Here is a 14,895-nt window from a genome sequence, read left to right on the forward strand (position 1 = left end):
TACTAAGCGCCTGCGCTTAAGGGCGAGAAGCCTGTGGATGTACCGAACAGGGCGGGCAAGCAAAAGTACGAGGGAGCAGCAGATGACCGACATCGATGGCGGCACGATCCGCGAAATCGACACCGGAACCCCACCGACCCGCTTTGCGAGGGGTTGGCACTGCCTGGGTCTGCTGTCCGACTACGACGACGGAGAGCCGCACTCGGTCCAGGTCTTCGGCACAAAACTGGTGGTTTGGGTATCCGAAGGCGAACTGAAGATCCTCGACGCGTACTGCCGGCACATGGGCGGCGACCTGTCGCAGGGTTCGATCAAAGACGGCAATGTCGCCTGCCCGTTCCATGACTGGCGATGGAAGGGCAACGGCCGCTGCGCCGGCGTTCCCTATGCGAAACGCGCGCCCAAGCTCGCCAAGACGCGTTCCTGGCCGGGCATGATCCGTAACGGACAGATTTTCGTCTACAACGACCCCGAGGGCAATCCGCCACCAGACACCGTCGTCATCCCCGAACTCGACGAACTGAACAGCGACCAGTGGACCGGCTGGACCTGGAACAAGGTGATCATCGAAGGTTCGAACTGCCGCGAGATCATCGACAATGTCGTCGACATGGCGCACTTCTTCTACGTGCACTACTCGTTGCCGGACTACTTCAAGAACGTCTTCGAGGGCGAGACCGCAGCACAGTACATGAACTCGCACGGCCGTCCGGATGTCGACATCATGACCGCGTACGGCGACACCAAGCTCGAATCCATTGCCGCCTACTACGGTCCGGCCTACATGTTGAATCCGATGGTGCAGTACTACGGCGGTTACGCCATCGAGACGATCCTGACCAACTGCCATTACCCGATCGACAACAATTCGTTCGTGCTGATGTACGGCGTGATCGCCAAGATCCCCGAGGGTCTCACCTCCGAGCAGGCGAGCAAGATGGCTGCAAAGATCACCGCGGGCATCGAAGTCGGCTTTCTGCAAGACGTCGAGATCTGGAAGCACAAGAGCCGCATCGACAATCCGCTGCTCGTCGAAGAGGACGGTCCGGTCTACCAGTTGCGCCGCTGGTACGAACAGTTCTACGTCGACGTCGCCGATGTGACCGAAGAGATGACCCAGCGCTACGAGTACGAGATCGATACCACCAAGGCTGTCGAGAACTGGAATCTCGAAGTCGAGGAGAATCTGCGACTCAAGGCAGAGCGCGAGTCGACGGCATCAATTGCCGGCCAGGATGCCGCGGATACGGTATCGGCGACCTGATGTCCGATCGGTCATGACTGCGAACTGGTCCAAAGCCCCGGATTTCAGCGATCCGGGACGTAAGGCTGCGGTTCGCGCCGCCACCTCCCGCGACAAGGAGCACTACCTACGCGGTGGCCTGACCGAAATCGAGTGCCGCACATGCCATGCTCACGTTCTTGTGAAGAAGTACAGCCCCCATCACACCAGTGTGCAATGGACCGCGCAGGCACGCGAACAATGCCCTGAACTCGAGGCCATTCGCGCCAAGGGCGGCAACCCGGCGATGCAACCGACATGCCCGCGACTGTCCGCGAGTATCGATCACGGCGTCAGCGAAGGCATCGTCGCAAAGGAGTCACCCGACGTCGACCCCGACGGATACTACTGACCCCCACCTCGGACAACAAACTCCGTCCCCGCAATCTGGTTGCGGGGACGGAGTTTTTCAGACTGTTCTGAAGGTCACCGCTGCTCGTCTGGTCCCGGCTGCTGACCTTCGGGATCCTGGCCCGGGTTCTGGGCAGGCCCCCGGCCGGGGTCCTGCGGCCGACCGGATTGCGGGCCCGCGGGCGGCTGACCTTGATCACCGGGTTGCTGCCCATGGCCACCGGCAGGCGGCTGACCGTAACCCTGTTGCGGCGCTTGACCATACCCGCCGGACTGCTGCGGCGGACCGTAACCCCGTTGTGGCGGACCGTATCCACCGGGCTGCTGCTGCGGGTAACCCTGTTGCGGCGCCTGACCATAGCCGCCGGGTTGCTGCGGCGGACCGTAATCCGGCTGAGGCTGACCATAACCGGGGCCCGCAGACGTGCCGGGCTTGCCGGTCAGCGCAAGGTAGGTGGCGAGGCAGGCAACAACAAGCGCGACAAATGCGCCGAGGGTGACCAACCACAACCCCCATCCGGCACTGACTTCGGATGTATCACCGGCGTCACCGCTGATCACAGCGCTACCCGGATCAGATATGAAAATCACAGCCATGATCACCGCGATCAACCCGAGCACGGCACCGGCGATCGCCGCGATCCCCGGGAACAGGTTGACGATCAGCGCAGCGCCCGCGCCGACAACAAGCACACCGAGAATCATGGTGAAGAGGCCCGGGGCACTCGTGTCGTTCTCGGCTCGGGCTTCGGCCTCTTCGATCTGGTCCGAGCCGGCATCGCTGCCACCGGCATCGATTGACACCGAACCGGTTCCGCTGATGGAGATTCCACCGTCCCCCAGATCCTGCGATGCCCAGCTGAAGAAGCTGAACACCACCATCGCCACCCCCGCGATCACCAACGCGATCCCGGCGAACCTCAAGGTCGGGTTACCGGACGACGGCGCCAGCAACGCAGTCGTCGAGGATTTCTGACCTGTCGGAGCACCAAACGGCGGCTGGTGAGCCGGTTGCTGCGGCGACTGATATCCGCCGGGTTGATAACCGCCTGGCTGCCCCTGATTCGGCTGCCCGCCGGGTTCGTTGGGTGGAAATCCACCGCTGTCTCCGGGTGGCGGTCCGTACGTCATGGTGTACCCCTGATCTGTCGTCCGCCCGCCGGCTCGCGAGCACAATATGCGAAGACGCGAATACTGATCGTAACGCTCCACGACAGATCGTTAAAGGGTCATGCGGTTTCCCGAAACGAGAAGGGCGTCAGGTCTTGGTTATTGGCTCTCGGGGATCCGGCGGCGGGCGGCGAGGCGGCGGTGGCGGCGGTGGTTGACGACTGCGCCGGATCGGCGGCAGCCCACGATCGACACCTGCATTAGGAAGCGGTTGCCGAACCGGGGGAAGCCCTCGCGAATCATCCTGGGATGCACGCTGGTTCGGACGGTAACGCGGGGTTGGCGTCGACGACGGTCGGTACACCTCGACCCCTGGGGGCGGCAGGCGACTCTCGGACGGACGACGACCCATCCGGTCTGTCGAACCTGCCGGGCGCGCCCGCTGGCCGGGTTCCGGTCGAGGGCCATGGTTCGGACGCGGAGCGGCCGGCCCGGCGTTGTGGTTCGGACGCGGAGCGGCCGGCCCGGCGTTGTGGTTCGGACGCGGAGCGGCCGGTCCGTGGTCGCGGTAGCGGGGACCGGTGGCGCGAGGGCCCGCGTGCACAGGCGAATTCGTAGACTGCCGCCGAGCTGATTTGCTTGTTCCCTCGGATGTGTTGTGCGCGAGCGGCCGTCGCGTGCCGCGCATCGCGACAACAACGGCAAAACAGGACACCACCACCGCCGCAGACGCACCGAGCGTGACCAGCCAGAGTCCGAGTGCGGCGAAGCCGATCCCGGCGTCGCCGGTGCCCTCCAGTACCGCAGCGCCCGGGGCGAACAGGTATTCAAGGGACATGAACAATCCGATCAATGCCGGCACGGCACCCGCCAGGGCCCCGATTCCGGGGTAGCGTTTGATCAGCAACATCGCCCCCGATACAACAAGCAGCGCTCCGAGGCCCGCAGTGATGATGCCGGGCGAATTACTCCGTTTGTCCAGTTCCGCTGCCGCGTCGGCCTCCCCGCCCAGCGCCTGAGCCCGGACTTCGGAGATCTCGAGCGTCACCGAGCCCATGCCGGTCACAGAAATGCTGAGACCGTCGTCAGAGGCAGCCGTCCAGGTGAAGAAACTGAAGACCACCATCAGCAACCCGGCAGCAGCAAGCGCGATGCCCGCAACCCGCAGGCGCCAGTCGTTCGACCTCGCCGCGAACAACCCACCGCCGCTCGGTTGCCTGCCTTTCGCAGCGCGTCCGCGCGTCTGCCCCACCTCGACCGGGGCCGACCGAGAACGAGGCGTCGACGACGCCCTTCCACCGACATCAGCACGTGTTCGGTCGTACGTCATCTGCGCCCTCGTGATCAGCTCGCACTGCAGCCGACCCACCCGGAGTCGCCAATTCGGACAGATCGTAACCCGCAAGCCCGCCGACGATGCTGATCAGCGCGCCGCGTGCGGTCAGATTCCGGCGTTGGCGTCCTGCTTCTTCTTCAGTTCCAGGGCGATATCGATCAGTTGGTCTTCCTGACCGCCCACGAGTTTGCGACTTCCGGCCTCGATCAGGATGTCGGCGGCGCTGACGCCGTATTTGTCGGCATGCCCTTCAGCGTGTTTGAGGAAGGAGCTGTAGCAACCGGCGTAGCCCATCATCATCGCCGGACGATCGACCAGACACTCGGTGGGCATCACCGGCCGGACAACGTCCTGCGCGGCATCCGCGATCTTCATGAAGTCGATGCCGGTGGTGATACCGAGTTTGTCGCAGACCCCGACAAATGCTTCCACCGGGGTGTTGCCTGCGCCCGCGCCGAAACGGCGGACCGAACCGTCGATCTGCTGAGCGCCGGCCCGCACGGCCGCAACCGAATTGGCCACCGCGATGTCGAGATTCTCGTGTCCGTGGAATCCGATCTGCGCGTCGTCGCCGAGCTCTGCCCGCAGCGCCGAGACCCGGTCCGACACCTGCTCGAGTACTAGGGCGCCTGCTGAATCGACCACGTAGACACACTGGCAACCGGCGTCGGCCATGATCCGTGCCTGTTTGGCGAGCACTTCCGGTGGCTGACTGTGCGACATCATCAAGAAGCCGACGGTCTCCAGACCGAGCTCACGGGCGAGGCCGAAGTGCTGAATCGACACATCGGCCTCGGTGCAATGGGTGGCGATCCGGCAGATCTGTGCACCGTTGTCCTGCGCGGCGCGGATGTCGTCTTTGATGCCCAGGCCCGGCAGCATCAGGAACGCGATCTTGGCGGAGCGCGCCGTCTCCACCGCAGCCTTGATGAGTTGCTGCTCAGGTGTTTTCGAGAAGCCGTAGTTGAAGGAAGAGCCGCCCAGGCCGTCACCGTGCGTCACCTCGATGACCGGGACCCCGGCGCCGTCGAGGGCTCCAACGATGTCACGGACCTCCTGCTCGGTGAACTGGTGCCGCTTGTGGTGGCTACCGTCACGCAAGGAAGAGTCCGTGATGCGGATGTCTAGTGTGTCGCTGTACTTGCGAGGATCGTTGATACCGAACATTACTCAGACCCCTACCTTTTTCTGTGCTGCGGCCAGTTTCAATTTCGCGATCTCTTCGCCCACCTTGGTGGCGGCGGCGGTCATGATGTCGAGGTTCCCTGCGTACGGGGGCAGGAAGTCGCCCGCACCTTCGACCTCGACGAAGATCGACACCCGGGCCATCCCGCCATTGCCGACGCTCGGCGGATCGAACTGTGGATCCTGCAACAGCCGATATCCCGGCACGTACTCCTGGATCTCCTTCTCGCGCTTGTGAATCGCCTCGGCGATCGCGTCGATGTCGGCGTCTTCAGGGATGGCACAGAAGATGGTGTCGCGCATGATCATCGGCGGATCGGCCGGGTTGAGGATGATGATGGCCTTGCCGCGCTCGGCACCACCGATCGTCTCGATGCCGCGGGAGGTGGTCTTGGTGAACTCGTCGATGTTGGCACGGGTACCCGGGCCTGCAGACTTCGACGACACCGACGCGACGATCTCCGCGTAGACCACCGGAACCACCGACGAGACGGCGTGCACCATCGGGATGGTGGCCTGCCCGCCGCAGGTGATCATGTTGGTGTTCGGTGCATCGAGGTGCTCGCGCAGGTTGGCGGGCGGCACCACCGCGGGTCCCACGGCCGCGGGCGTCAGGTCGATGGCGGTGATACCGGCGGCCTCGTACTTGGGCGCGTACTCGCGGTGCACGTACGCAGACGTGGCCTCGAAGATGAGATTCGGCTTCTCGGCCGACGCCAGTAGTTCGTCGGCGCCCCCCGACATGGTGATCAGCCCGCGGTCGGCGGCCCGCTTCATACCTTCGGACTCGGCGTCGATACCCACCATCCATCTGGGTGAGATGACCTCTGAGCGTGCGAGTTTGTACATGAGATCGGTGCCGATATTGCCCGATCCGATGATTGCGGCGGTGATCTTGTCAGCCACGTGTACTCCTAACGTTGGACTGTTCCGGTGGCGAAAATCAATCGGTAATGACGCCTCTGTCTAGCTGAAATCCAAAGTGACACTTCCCAACCCGACAAAGTCGGCAACAAAGTGATCCCCGGAACGAATATCGATCGCACGAGTCGCGGTTCCGGGCAGGATCACGTCGCCTTTGCGCAGCCTGACCCCAAAACTCTCGACCTTCCTGGCCAGCCACGACACCGCGTTGAGCGGGTGTCCCAGGACTGCACTGGAATTGCCTTCGGCGATAAGCTCGTCGTTGCGGTGCAGGGTGGCGTCGATATTGCCGGTGTCGATGTCCGCGATCCGAACCCGCTGCTCACCGAGCACCCAACCGCAAGAGGAGGCGTTGTCGGCGATGGTGTCGGGTAGGGAGATCTTCCAGTCCCGGATTCGGCTGTCGATGAGCTCGATGGAGGGAACCACCCACTCCACCGCCGCGATCACGTCTTCATTGGTACATCCGGCGCCGGGCAGATCTTCTCCCAGAATGAACCCCACCTCCACCTCGACACGGGGGTAGCAGAACTTCGTCGCGTCGATCGGCGTGTGTTCGTGGTACTCCATCACGTCGAGCAGATGTCCGTAGTCGGGCTCGTCGACGCCCATCATCTTTTGCATCGCCTCGGACGCCAGACCCACCTTGTGGCCGGCGATCGTGGCACCGGCGGCCAGCCGTTTCCGGATGTTGATCAGCTGGATCTCGTAGGCATCGGTCACGTCGAGATCCGGGTACGCCGCAGCCGGCGGATCGATGGCGGCGGCATGTAGCTCGGCGGACGCCAGATCGTCGGCAATCTGCCGGCGCAGCCGGTCGGAGATCGTCACCACTTGCCTCACTTCTCGGTTCGAGCGAAATAGAACGTGTTTCTGTTTTGACCCTCTGAAGGCCTCGCCAACCCGTTCCGGGCTGGTATAGCCTGCCTCTTGAGGCAGTTTATAACGTGTTCTACCTTGCGGGTGGAAGTCGGCGATGCGCGAAGGGGCGAATCATGAGTGGTCCGGACAGCGGACAGGGTGACGGCAGCGTGCCGAATCGGGGAGACGAAACGTATGACGTGATCGTTGTCGGCGCCGGAGGTGCCGGCATGAGCGCCGCCATCACCGCCGCGGCGCACGGTCTGAGCACGATCATCGTCGAGAAGTCCGCCTACTGGGGTGGGTCGACGTCCCGCTCGGGCGGCGGCGTGTGGATTCCGGACAATCGACTCCTCAAGCGCGACGGCGTGAAGGACGACCGCGAGGCCGCCCGCACCTACGTCCGATCGATCGTCGGAGATGTGGTCTCGCCGGATCGGATCGACGCCTACATCGATCGAGGCCCCGAAGCCCTCGAATTCTTGATGGAACACTCCCCACTCGACCTCGAATGGGTCAAGAACTACTCCGACTACTACCCGGAGGCACCGGGTGGGCGCGTCCACGGACGATCCTGCGAACCCAGGCCCTTCGATTCACGCAAACTCGGCGACGACTTCAAGACACTTCACCCGCCGTACACGAAGTCCCCGTTGAACGTGGTGGTGATGCAGTCGGACTACCGCTGGCTGAGCACCGGTCTGCGGCACTGGAAGGGCCCGCTCCGGTTCATGAAGGTCGGAATGCGGTTCACCTGGGCCAAGCTCACCGGCAAGAAGCTGATCGCAATGGGCGCCGCCCTGATGTCAGAACTGTTGCTCGGTGTCCGGCAAGCCGGTATTCCGTTGCAGCTGAACACCGGACTCGTCGAGCTGGTGACCGAGGGCGACCGGGTTGTCGGCATCGAGGTCGAATCCGACGGAACAAGGCGCACACTCCATGCCCGTCACGGTGTGGTGCTGGCCTGCGGCGGTTTCGAGCACAACACCGAGATGCGGCACAAGTACCAGCGTCAGCCGATCGGATCCCAATGGACCACAGGTGCCGAATCCAACACCGGTGATGGAATCAACGCCGGGCTCAAAATCGGTGCCGGCGTGAGCTTTATGGACGATGCGTGGTGGGGCCCGACCATCCCACTCCCCCGCGGACCCTGGTTCGCACTGTCGGAGCGCGCGCTGCCGGGAAGCATGATGATCAACGACCGCGGCCAACGATTCATGAACGAATCACTGCCGTATGTCGAAGCGGTGCATCAGATGTACGGCGGCGAGTTCGGCCAGGGTGAAGGTCCCGGAGAGAATCTGCCGTGCTGGCTGGTCTTCGACCAGACCTACCGCAACCGGTACATGTTCGCCTCGGTGTCCGGACGGCAACCGCTGCCCGGCAACTGGTACAAGTCGGGTGTGATCACCAAGGCCGACACCATCGAGGCACTTGCGGAGAAGATCGGCGTTCCGGCCGAGGGCCTCGCCCAGACCACCAAGCGGTTCAACGAGTTTGCGGCGAAGGGCGTCGACGCCGACTACGGCCGGGGGGTCAGCAAGTACGACCACTACTACGGCGACATCACCAACAAGCCGAACCCGAGCCTCGGCCCGCTGAAGAAAGGCCCGTTCTACGCGGTCAAGATGGTGCCAGGCGACCTCGGCACCAAAGGTGGCATCAACACCGACGCTGCCGGACGCGCACTTCGCCCGGACGGTTCTGCCATCAACGGCTTGTACGCCGCGGGCAACACCAGCGCGCCGGTGATGGGCCACACTTACGCGGGTCCCGGCGCAACGATCGGTCCGGCAATGGTTTTCGGTTACCTCGCGGCTCTCGACATCACCGCACATGCGCAACAGGAACGAGTTAAGAAGGAGAAGGCGAGCTGATGGCGATCGACCCGGATATCGCGCTGGGCGCGGTGGTCTCGAAAGAAACCTACAGCTGGAACGCCTCAGATGTCGCGCTCTACAACCTCGGGGTTGGTGCAGGCGCCGATCCGCTGGACCGCGCAGCCCTGGGCTATTTCGACGACAACCACCCGAAGGTGTTGCCCACATTCGCGACCGTGGCCGCACATTTCCATGACACCGAACCGCCGAAGGTCTCCAAGCCCGGCGTCGAGATCGATCTCGCCAACGTTGTGCACGGTTCGCAGGAAGTACTGGTGCACAAGCCCATTCCCGCATCGGGATCGGCAACCACCACGGTCAGGATCATCGAGCTGCAGGACAAGGGTTCGGCCGCGGTGATCATCGAGGAGTTCACCACCGTCGACGATGCGGGCGAGCCCCTGTGGACCGCGCGTTCGTCGATCTTCGCCAAGGGCGAGGGCGGTTTCGGTGGCGAACGGGGTAATTCAGACAAAGTCGCCTATCCCGATCGCGAACCAGATCACGTCATCGAGGCAAAGACACTTCCGCAGCAGGCCTTGCTCTACCGGCTGTGCGGTGACCGCAATCCGCTGCATTCCGATCCGGAGTTCGCCGAGAAGTCGGGTTTCCCGAGGCCGATCCTGCACGGACTGTGCACCTACGGGACGGTGTGCCGCGCTGTTGTGGACACACTGCTCGATGGAGACGTGGATCGGGTCGAACGGTTTGGCGCCAAGTTCGCCGGAGTCGTCTTTCCCGGAGAGACGCTACGAATCAGGGTGTGGGAGGACGGATCCCGCTTCCTCATCACGGCATCGGTCGCCGAACGTGATGACGCACCAGCGCTCGGAAATGTAGTGCTGACCACGTTTCGTCACCAGGACTGACGAAGCCCGGCCCGAACTGGGGTCAGGCGGCACTCATGAAGATGGCAACCAGGCCGACGAAAATTGCGGCCAAAGAGCCAAGCAGCGCGAGAAGCCGCCAGATACGCAGTTTGATAACCGGAGTTGTGTGGACATGCAGTGAGGTCATCAGATTCCCTCTCTTGTGAATAGGGCCAGCCCGGCTGGGTCGGTCGTCACCAGCAACTTCAACAATTTCCGTTACCAGTGTGACTAATGTGACACACGGGACAGGTGATACTCGCGGTCGACACTGCTGCCAGTGATAACGATTACACAACGCGAACAGTTGCCTAGAACACGTTTCACTCGCCTAAATTAGATAAATGGACTCTTCCGGGGGCACCCCGACGCGCGACAAGCTTGGTTTCCGCGCGATTTGGCTCATCGTGGTCGCCTGCGCCGCACTGAGCCTGGTCATCGCCGCGATGGCTTCCCTCAACACCGCGATTCCCGAAATAGCCCCTGCCGTCGGAGCCACCTCCAATCAGGTGACCTGGCTGATCGACGGCTACACACTCACCATCGCCGCCCTCCTGCTTCCGGCCGGGGCCATCGGCGACCGATATGGGCGCCGTGAGGTACTGATCGGCGGGCTCATCGTCTTCACCATCGGCTCATTGCTCCCGATCTGGGTGTCCAACCCCGATCAGTTCATCGCCGCCCGCGCACTGACGGGCGTGGGCGCGGCGTTTGTCATGCCGGCGACGCTGTCAGTCATCACCGCCGGTGTACCCGAATCCAAACGCCATCTTGCCGTGAGTATCTGGGCCGGCGTTGGTGGATCCGGCGGCATTGCAGGCTTTTTCGTGACCGGCGTGCTTCTCGAGTTCTTCAGTTGGCACTCCATATTCGTCACATTCGGCATTTCTGCGGCCGTCACCGCGGTACTGGCCTGCACGATCCCGACATCCAAGGACTCGACCACGCACCGATTCGACTGGATCGGATCGATCACCTCGGCGTGCGGGATCGGCCTACTTGTCTACGGCCTCATCGAGGCACCGCATCGCGGCTGGCTCGACCCGCTGTCGCTGCTGGCGCTGATCGGCGGTCTCCTGCTCATCGGGGCATTCTGGTTCTGGCAGCTCAAGAACCCGGAACCGCTGCTCGACGTACGTCTGTTCAACAACCGCGCATTCTCCGCCGGCACATTGAGCATCACGGTGCAGTTCCTTGTGGTCTTCGGGATCTTCCTGGTGCTACTGCAACAGCTGCAGCTGGTCTTCGGATACTCACCGCTCAAGGCCGCAGTCGCCCTGATGCCGATGGTTGGTCTGGTGATGGTGTTCTCGCTGATCGGAAACTGGCTCGCCACCCGAACGAGTTTGCGGACCATCCTGGTGTTCGGCATGGCCGCGATGGGCGTCGGTTCGATCTATCTCGGCGCGGTCAGCCTCGACAGCTATCAGACCATCGTCGTCGCAATGATCATCCTGGCAATCGGTTTGGGTATCGCCACGGCACCCTCGACCACCGCGATCATGGTCAACACACCCACCGACAATCAGGGCGTCGGGTCAGCGGTGAACGACACCGCCCGCGAGCTCGGTTCAGCGATCGGAATCGCTGTCGGCGGCAGCTTGTTGGCCGCCGGCTACACCCGGAACATCGAACCTGTCGCCGCGGACGCCGAGGCGTCGATGCAACAGTTGTCCAAACAGCTCGAAGCCGCCGGACAAACGGAGCGAGCGCAAGAAGCCGCGACCGCTGCCGACTCCATCAGCGAGCACATCACCAACACTCTTGCCGAAGCGCTTCAGGTGGCAGGCCAACTGTCCCCCGTCCAACCAGAGCTCGCCGCACGGATCAGCAAGGGCGCCATCGAGGCCTTCGAAGGACCGATGGGAACCTCATGCCTCGCTTTGGGCGGCGTATGCCTGGCAACGGCCATCGGCCTTGTCTTCCTCACGCCCAAACAGATCGACGACGGTGCGGCAGAGCGTGCCGCCGCCAAAGCCGAAGCGGGCATCAGAGACTGACGTCAGCAGAGGCGTTGCACCGCTTGGAAATGTCGGCGAACGTCCCCCACTCGGTGCTGCCGCCCAGCTCGTCTGGACGGCAGCACCACGCGTTTCACGCTATGAAGTTGTCAAAGATGCGTGCGCGGTCCCGACAAGATCTCGGGTGCGCCAGTGGAGGGAGAAGTGGTGACGGTGGCGGAAGTTGGTTCAGGCGGCGAGGGTCAGGGTTCGCCGGTTGTAGGCCGGTAACGGTTTTCGCTGCGGATCGATACCGGCGGGTGGGATCAGCCACGGATGGCCGTCGGAACCCATGATCACGTCCCAGTCGGTGTTGTGCACCGCCATATGGCAGGTGCGGCACAGCAAGCACCCGTTTTCGAGGGTGGTCAGGCCGCCGTCGACAAAGTGCACGATGTGGTGACAGTCCGACCAACCGGCCTTGGCCCCGCATTTCACGCAGCAGGTGTCGCGGATGATGCTCGCCTTACGGACCAAACCCTTGAACAGACGTTTCGGCGGACTCAAATCGACCGGCACCTGCTGCCCGTCAAGGGTGATCGAGGTGATCGACGAATCGCACGCCAACATCGCGGCGGTCGATTCGGTGACCGGACCCATCCAGGGCAGTGTGGCAGCCTCGGGATGGTCGGCGGGCACGGTCACCATCACCTCGGTCCGCGGCGCCGACACCAACGTTTGTCCGCCACCACCGCAATCCAAGAGTTGATGCAACGCGTCAGCGCGACGCTGGGTTGGGGAACGCGGATCATCGGAGCCGTCGGGTTCAGGACGCGCCCTTGACCACAGGTCCAACGCCGAGTGCAACTTCTCCCCAATCACCGCATCAAGATCGAATGTGCCGACACAACGGCCCTCGTGAACCTTGTATTCGAGACTGTTCAGCGACCGGTCTTCAGCCGGCGGAGGACCACCCGTGTCTTTCGCCACCTCGTTCCCCAGCAATCGAGCGGCCGCGCTGATCTCAGCTGGTGCGGCTCCGGAGATGGCTTGGTTCAACAGTTTCCGCTCAAAGCCAACCTGCTGTTCGGAAGTTATAGGAACCTCGGACCGGCCAACAATATGCGCAACCCCTTTGACCACCGCATCGACATGCTCGGACGACAAAAACCCGTCCCGTGAATACCCGGCAGTACGATCCAGACCGGCGAGGCCCGGACCGATGCGCAACCACCGATACGCCGATGCTGGTACCGCACCATTGGCCTGCAACAACTTTGACGTGGTAGACCCCGCCTTACGGGCGATACCCGACTCGTCGATCACCGCGGCGCACACCGCGAGCTGATGCTCGGTGGCGTTGCGTAGGGTGATCAGATCCTTCGCCATGCCCAACGTGGCAGTTGGATCATCGGGTAAGACCAGGTCGACGAGATCGTCGACCATCTCGAGAAGTCGCATAGCACAGCACCTTCCAAGGAGAGAGCAAACCGGGGGGCGTCGACCGGAGTGTCTCTGCGAGGAAGGCGTCAGATACGTCGTGCTTGTGGTCGACTGACTCCACCATACCGAGTCGAACGCATGTTCGCAAGGTAGAAAGTGGTGTATCTGACTCCACCGCAACGTCTTTCGGTAGACAGACAAACAACTGACGAATGAGCCCGCGGAGTCAGTCGCTGTGCGCGGAGGGAGTGCCGATGCCGCGGAGAATATTGTCGACCAGAGCGTCCGCGAAGGCGGCGGTCAACGGTTGCGCCGGGAGCAACAGCCGGTGGTAGGCCGCACCCCACAACTGGTCGACCACCACTTCGAGGTCGACATCATCGCGAACCTCACCCGCCTCCTGCGCCAGCCGAAGGCGGTCGACCGCGAGTTGGCGGCGCGGTCGCGTGTACGTCGTCTCGATCGTTGCGGCGAGTGCGCGATCCGATTGGGAAAGCCCCACCAACTCTGCGATCACGCGACCTCGAGGGGTGTCGACGAGCAGGTGGATGAAGGAATGCAACTGCGCCTTGAGGTCGCGGCCGAGGTCGCCAGTGTTCTGGAAACCCAGCTCCACCTCGACGGCGGAGAAGTACGCCTCGAGCGCAAGCGCCCCCGGCGACGGCCACCACTTGTACAAGGTCATCTTGCTGACGCCGGCATAAGTTGCGACCTTGTCGAAGGTCACGGCTTTGATTCCGCCGGTGAACAGCAGCTCCGTCGTCGCGGCAAGAACAGCCTGGTGCACGTCCGCTGCCGCGCGGCGCCCTCTTCCGGCGCGCAACTTGATGTCCTTCTCGGCGGGCAACCCGTCCGTCGTCAATGGCCTCACCCCTTGCCTCATATGTACAAGTAGTCTACATTTCAGTTTATGTACAACTAGTCCACTTATGGAGGGAACTGGCCATGGTCAGCAACAATCACAATGCCCGTTCCGCGATCGTCTTCGGCGGCTCCGGCGGAATCGGAAAGGCGGTCGCCGAACGCCTCGCTGCCGACGGCAACAACGTGGTGGTCCACTACGCCGGACGGGCAGCGGCAGCCGAAGCGGTGGCCAACGGCATCACTGCAAGCGGCGGGACGGCCATCACTGCCGGCGGTGACGTTGCGGACGACACCCAGATGGAGCGTGTTTTCGATCAGACCGCCGACCAATTCGGTGGTGTCGACATCGTTGTCAACACTGCGGGCATCATGCTGCTCGCACCTGTCGCCGACATGAATCTCGACGACTTCGACCGAATGCACCGGACCAATGTCCGAGGGACGTTTGTCGTGTCCCAGCTCGCGGCCCAGAAACTGCGCCCGGGCGGCGCGCTGATCAACTTCTCCACCTCGATAACCCGTCTGCAACAACCGAATTACGCCGCGTATGCCGCAACGAAAGGAGCTGTCGAGGCGTTGACGCTGATACTCGCGCGCGAACTACGTGGGCGCGACATCACCGTCAACGTCGTCGCGCCGGGCCCAACCGCAACACCATTGTTCCTCGACGGCAAACCCAGCGAACTGATCGACCAGCTGGCAAGCGCCGCCCCACTGGAGCGACTGGGCGAGCCCGAGGACATCGCAGAAGTCGTCGCGTTCCTGGCAGGCCCGGGACGATGGGTCAACGGACAGACTTTGTACGCCAACGGCGGCATTGCCTGATCGCATGCGGCACAACGCCCCC

14 protein-coding genes are annotated in these 14,895 nt (G+C 63.0%); 6 read left to right on the top strand and 8 right to left on the bottom strand.

The annotated features are described in order from the left end of the window. The first annotated feature begins 82 nt into the window (after positions 1-82). Together AC56PL_RS25905 and AC56PL_RS25910 are read left to right on the top strand one after the other, a co-directional pair. Positions 83-1,264, top strand: a complete 1,182-nt coding sequence (locus AC56PL_RS25905; RefSeq protein WP_495517237.1) for a Rieske 2Fe-2S domain-containing protein — start codon at positions 83-85, stop codon at positions 1,262-1,264. 13 nt (positions 1,265-1,277) lie between these two features. Next, positions 1,278-1,634 carry a hypothetical protein gene (locus AC56PL_RS25910; RefSeq protein ID WP_495517236.1) on the top strand — a complete coding sequence of 119 codons (357 nt, stop codon included), beginning with the start codon at positions 1,278-1,280 and terminating at the stop codon, positions 1,632-1,634. A gap of 74 nt (positions 1,635-1,708) precedes the next feature. Here the strand turns inward: AC56PL_RS25910 and AC56PL_RS25915 are convergent, their stop codons facing one another. From AC56PL_RS25915 to AC56PL_RS25935, 5 genes are all read right to left on the bottom strand, one after another. Further along, positions 1,709-2,764 carry a hypothetical protein gene (locus AC56PL_RS25915; RefSeq protein ID WP_497155596.1) on the bottom strand — a complete coding sequence of 352 codons (1,056 nt, stop codon included), beginning with the start codon at positions 2,762-2,764 and terminating at the stop codon, positions 1,709-1,711. 127 nt (positions 2,765-2,891) lie between these two features. Next, positions 2,892-4,073, bottom strand: a complete 1,182-nt coding sequence (locus AC56PL_RS25920) for a hypothetical protein (RefSeq protein ID WP_497155597.1) — start codon at positions 4,071-4,073, stop codon at positions 2,892-2,894. Between the two features lie 111 nt (positions 4,074-4,184). Continuing rightward, the gene (dmpG, locus tag AC56PL_RS25925) at positions 4,185-5,246 is read right to left on the bottom strand and encodes a 4-hydroxy-2-oxovalerate aldolase (protein WP_497155598.1); all 1,062 of its coding nucleotides are present in this window, start codon (positions 5,244-5,246) and stop codon (positions 4,185-4,187) included. A 3-nt stretch (positions 5,247-5,249) separates the two neighbouring features. Continuing rightward, on the bottom strand, positions 5,250-6,170 hold the full coding sequence (locus AC56PL_RS25930) for an acetaldehyde dehydrogenase (acetylating) (protein WP_497155599.1): 921 nt from the start codon (positions 6,168-6,170) through the stop codon (positions 5,250-5,252). 60 nt (positions 6,171-6,230) lie between these two features. Continuing rightward, positions 6,231-7,019 carry a fumarylacetoacetate hydrolase family protein gene (locus AC56PL_RS25935; RefSeq protein WP_495517230.1) on the bottom strand — a complete coding sequence of 263 codons (789 nt, stop codon included), beginning with the start codon at positions 7,017-7,019 and terminating at the stop codon, positions 6,231-6,233. A gap of 164 nt (positions 7,020-7,183) precedes the next feature. Here AC56PL_RS25935 and kstD point away from each other — a divergent pair, with 164 nt between their 5' ends. Then, positions 7,184-8,929: a 3-oxosteroid 1-dehydrogenase gene (kstD, locus tag AC56PL_RS25940; RefSeq protein WP_495517229.1), complete on the top strand. Its 1,746-nt coding sequence runs from the start codon at positions 7,184-7,186 to the stop codon at positions 8,927-8,929. Next, positions 8,929-9,801, top strand: a complete 873-nt coding sequence (gene chsH3 / locus AC56PL_RS25945) for an enoyl-CoA hydratase ChsH3 (protein ID WP_495517228.1) — start codon at positions 8,929-8,931, stop codon at positions 9,799-9,801. The genes kstD and chsH3 overlap by 1 nt, the downstream gene beginning before the upstream one ends. Positions 9,802-9,823: 22 nt before the next feature. Here chsH3 and AC56PL_RS25950 read toward each other — a convergent pair whose 3' ends face one another. Then, positions 9,824-9,949, bottom strand: a complete 126-nt coding sequence (locus AC56PL_RS25950) for a hypothetical protein (RefSeq protein ID WP_495517227.1) — start codon at positions 9,947-9,949, stop codon at positions 9,824-9,826. Positions 9,950-10,145: 196 nt separating this feature from the next. Between AC56PL_RS25950 and AC56PL_RS25955 the strand changes: the two genes are divergently transcribed. Further along, the gene (locus AC56PL_RS25955; RefSeq protein WP_497155600.1) at positions 10,146-11,801 is read left to right on the top strand and encodes an MFS transporter; all 1,656 of its coding nucleotides are present in this window, start codon (positions 10,146-10,148) and stop codon (positions 11,799-11,801) included. Between the two features lie 189 nt (positions 11,802-11,990). Here AC56PL_RS25955 and AC56PL_RS25960 read toward each other — a convergent pair whose 3' ends face one another. Together AC56PL_RS25960 and AC56PL_RS25965 are read right to left on the bottom strand one after the other, a co-directional pair. Continuing rightward, a complete protein-coding gene (locus AC56PL_RS25960; RefSeq protein ID WP_497155601.1) occupies positions 11,991-13,202 on the bottom strand; it encodes an HNH endonuclease signature motif containing protein in 1,212 nt (403 codons plus the stop codon). A 208-nt stretch (positions 13,203-13,410) separates the two neighbouring features. After that, positions 13,411-13,971 carry a TetR/AcrR family transcriptional regulator gene (locus tag AC56PL_RS25965; protein ID WP_497155654.1) on the bottom strand — a complete coding sequence of 187 codons (561 nt, stop codon included), beginning with the start codon at positions 13,969-13,971 and terminating at the stop codon, positions 13,411-13,413. A 158-nt stretch (positions 13,972-14,129) separates the two neighbouring features. Between AC56PL_RS25965 and AC56PL_RS25970 the strand changes: the two genes are divergently transcribed. Then, positions 14,130-14,873, top strand: a complete 744-nt coding sequence (locus AC56PL_RS25970; protein ID WP_497155602.1) for an SDR family oxidoreductase — start codon at positions 14,130-14,132, stop codon at positions 14,871-14,873. Positions 14,874-14,895 lie beyond the last annotated feature (22 nt).

The sequence above is a fragment of the Williamsia sp. Y721 genome (genome assembly GCF_059683565.1).

What these genes read in the sequence shown, in the direction of transcription:
- AC56PL_RS25905 (WP_495517237.1), top strand. Translation starts at nt 83, where the DNA reads ATGACCGACATCGATGGCGGCACGATCCGCGAAATCGACACCGGAACC.
- AC56PL_RS25910 (WP_495517236.1), top strand. Translation starts at nt 1,278, where the DNA reads ATGACTGCGAACTGGTCCAAAGCCCCGGATTTCAGCGATCCGGGACGT.
- AC56PL_RS25915 (WP_497155596.1), bottom strand. Translation starts at nt 2,764, where the DNA reads ATGACGTACGGACCGCCACCCGGAGACAGCGGTGGATTTCCACCCAAC.
- AC56PL_RS25920 (WP_497155597.1), bottom strand. Translation starts at nt 4,073, where the DNA reads ATGACGTACGACCGAACACGTGCTGATGTCGGTGGAAGGGCGTCGTCG.
- dmpG (WP_497155598.1), bottom strand. Translation starts at nt 5,246, where the DNA reads ATGTTCGGTATCAACGATCCTCGCAAGTACAGCGACACACTAGACATC.
- kstD (WP_495517229.1), top strand. Translation starts at nt 7,184, where the DNA reads ATGAGTGGTCCGGACAGCGGACAGGGTGACGGCAGCGTGCCGAATCGG.
- chsH3 (WP_495517228.1), top strand. Translation starts at nt 8,929, where the DNA reads ATGGCGATCGACCCGGATATCGCGCTGGGCGCGGTGGTCTCGAAAGAA.
- AC56PL_RS25950 (WP_495517227.1), bottom strand. Translation starts at nt 9,949, where the DNA reads ATGACCTCACTGCATGTCCACACAACTCCGGTTATCAAACTGCGTATC.
- AC56PL_RS25955 (WP_497155600.1), top strand. Translation starts at nt 10,146, where the DNA reads ATGGACTCTTCCGGGGGCACCCCGACGCGCGACAAGCTTGGTTTCCGC.
- AC56PL_RS25960 (WP_497155601.1), bottom strand. Translation starts at nt 13,202, where the DNA reads ATGCGACTTCTCGAGATGGTCGACGATCTCGTCGACCTGGTCTTACCC.
- AC56PL_RS25970 (WP_497155602.1), top strand. Translation starts at nt 14,130, where the DNA reads ATGGTCAGCAACAATCACAATGCCCGTTCCGCGATCGTCTTCGGCGGC.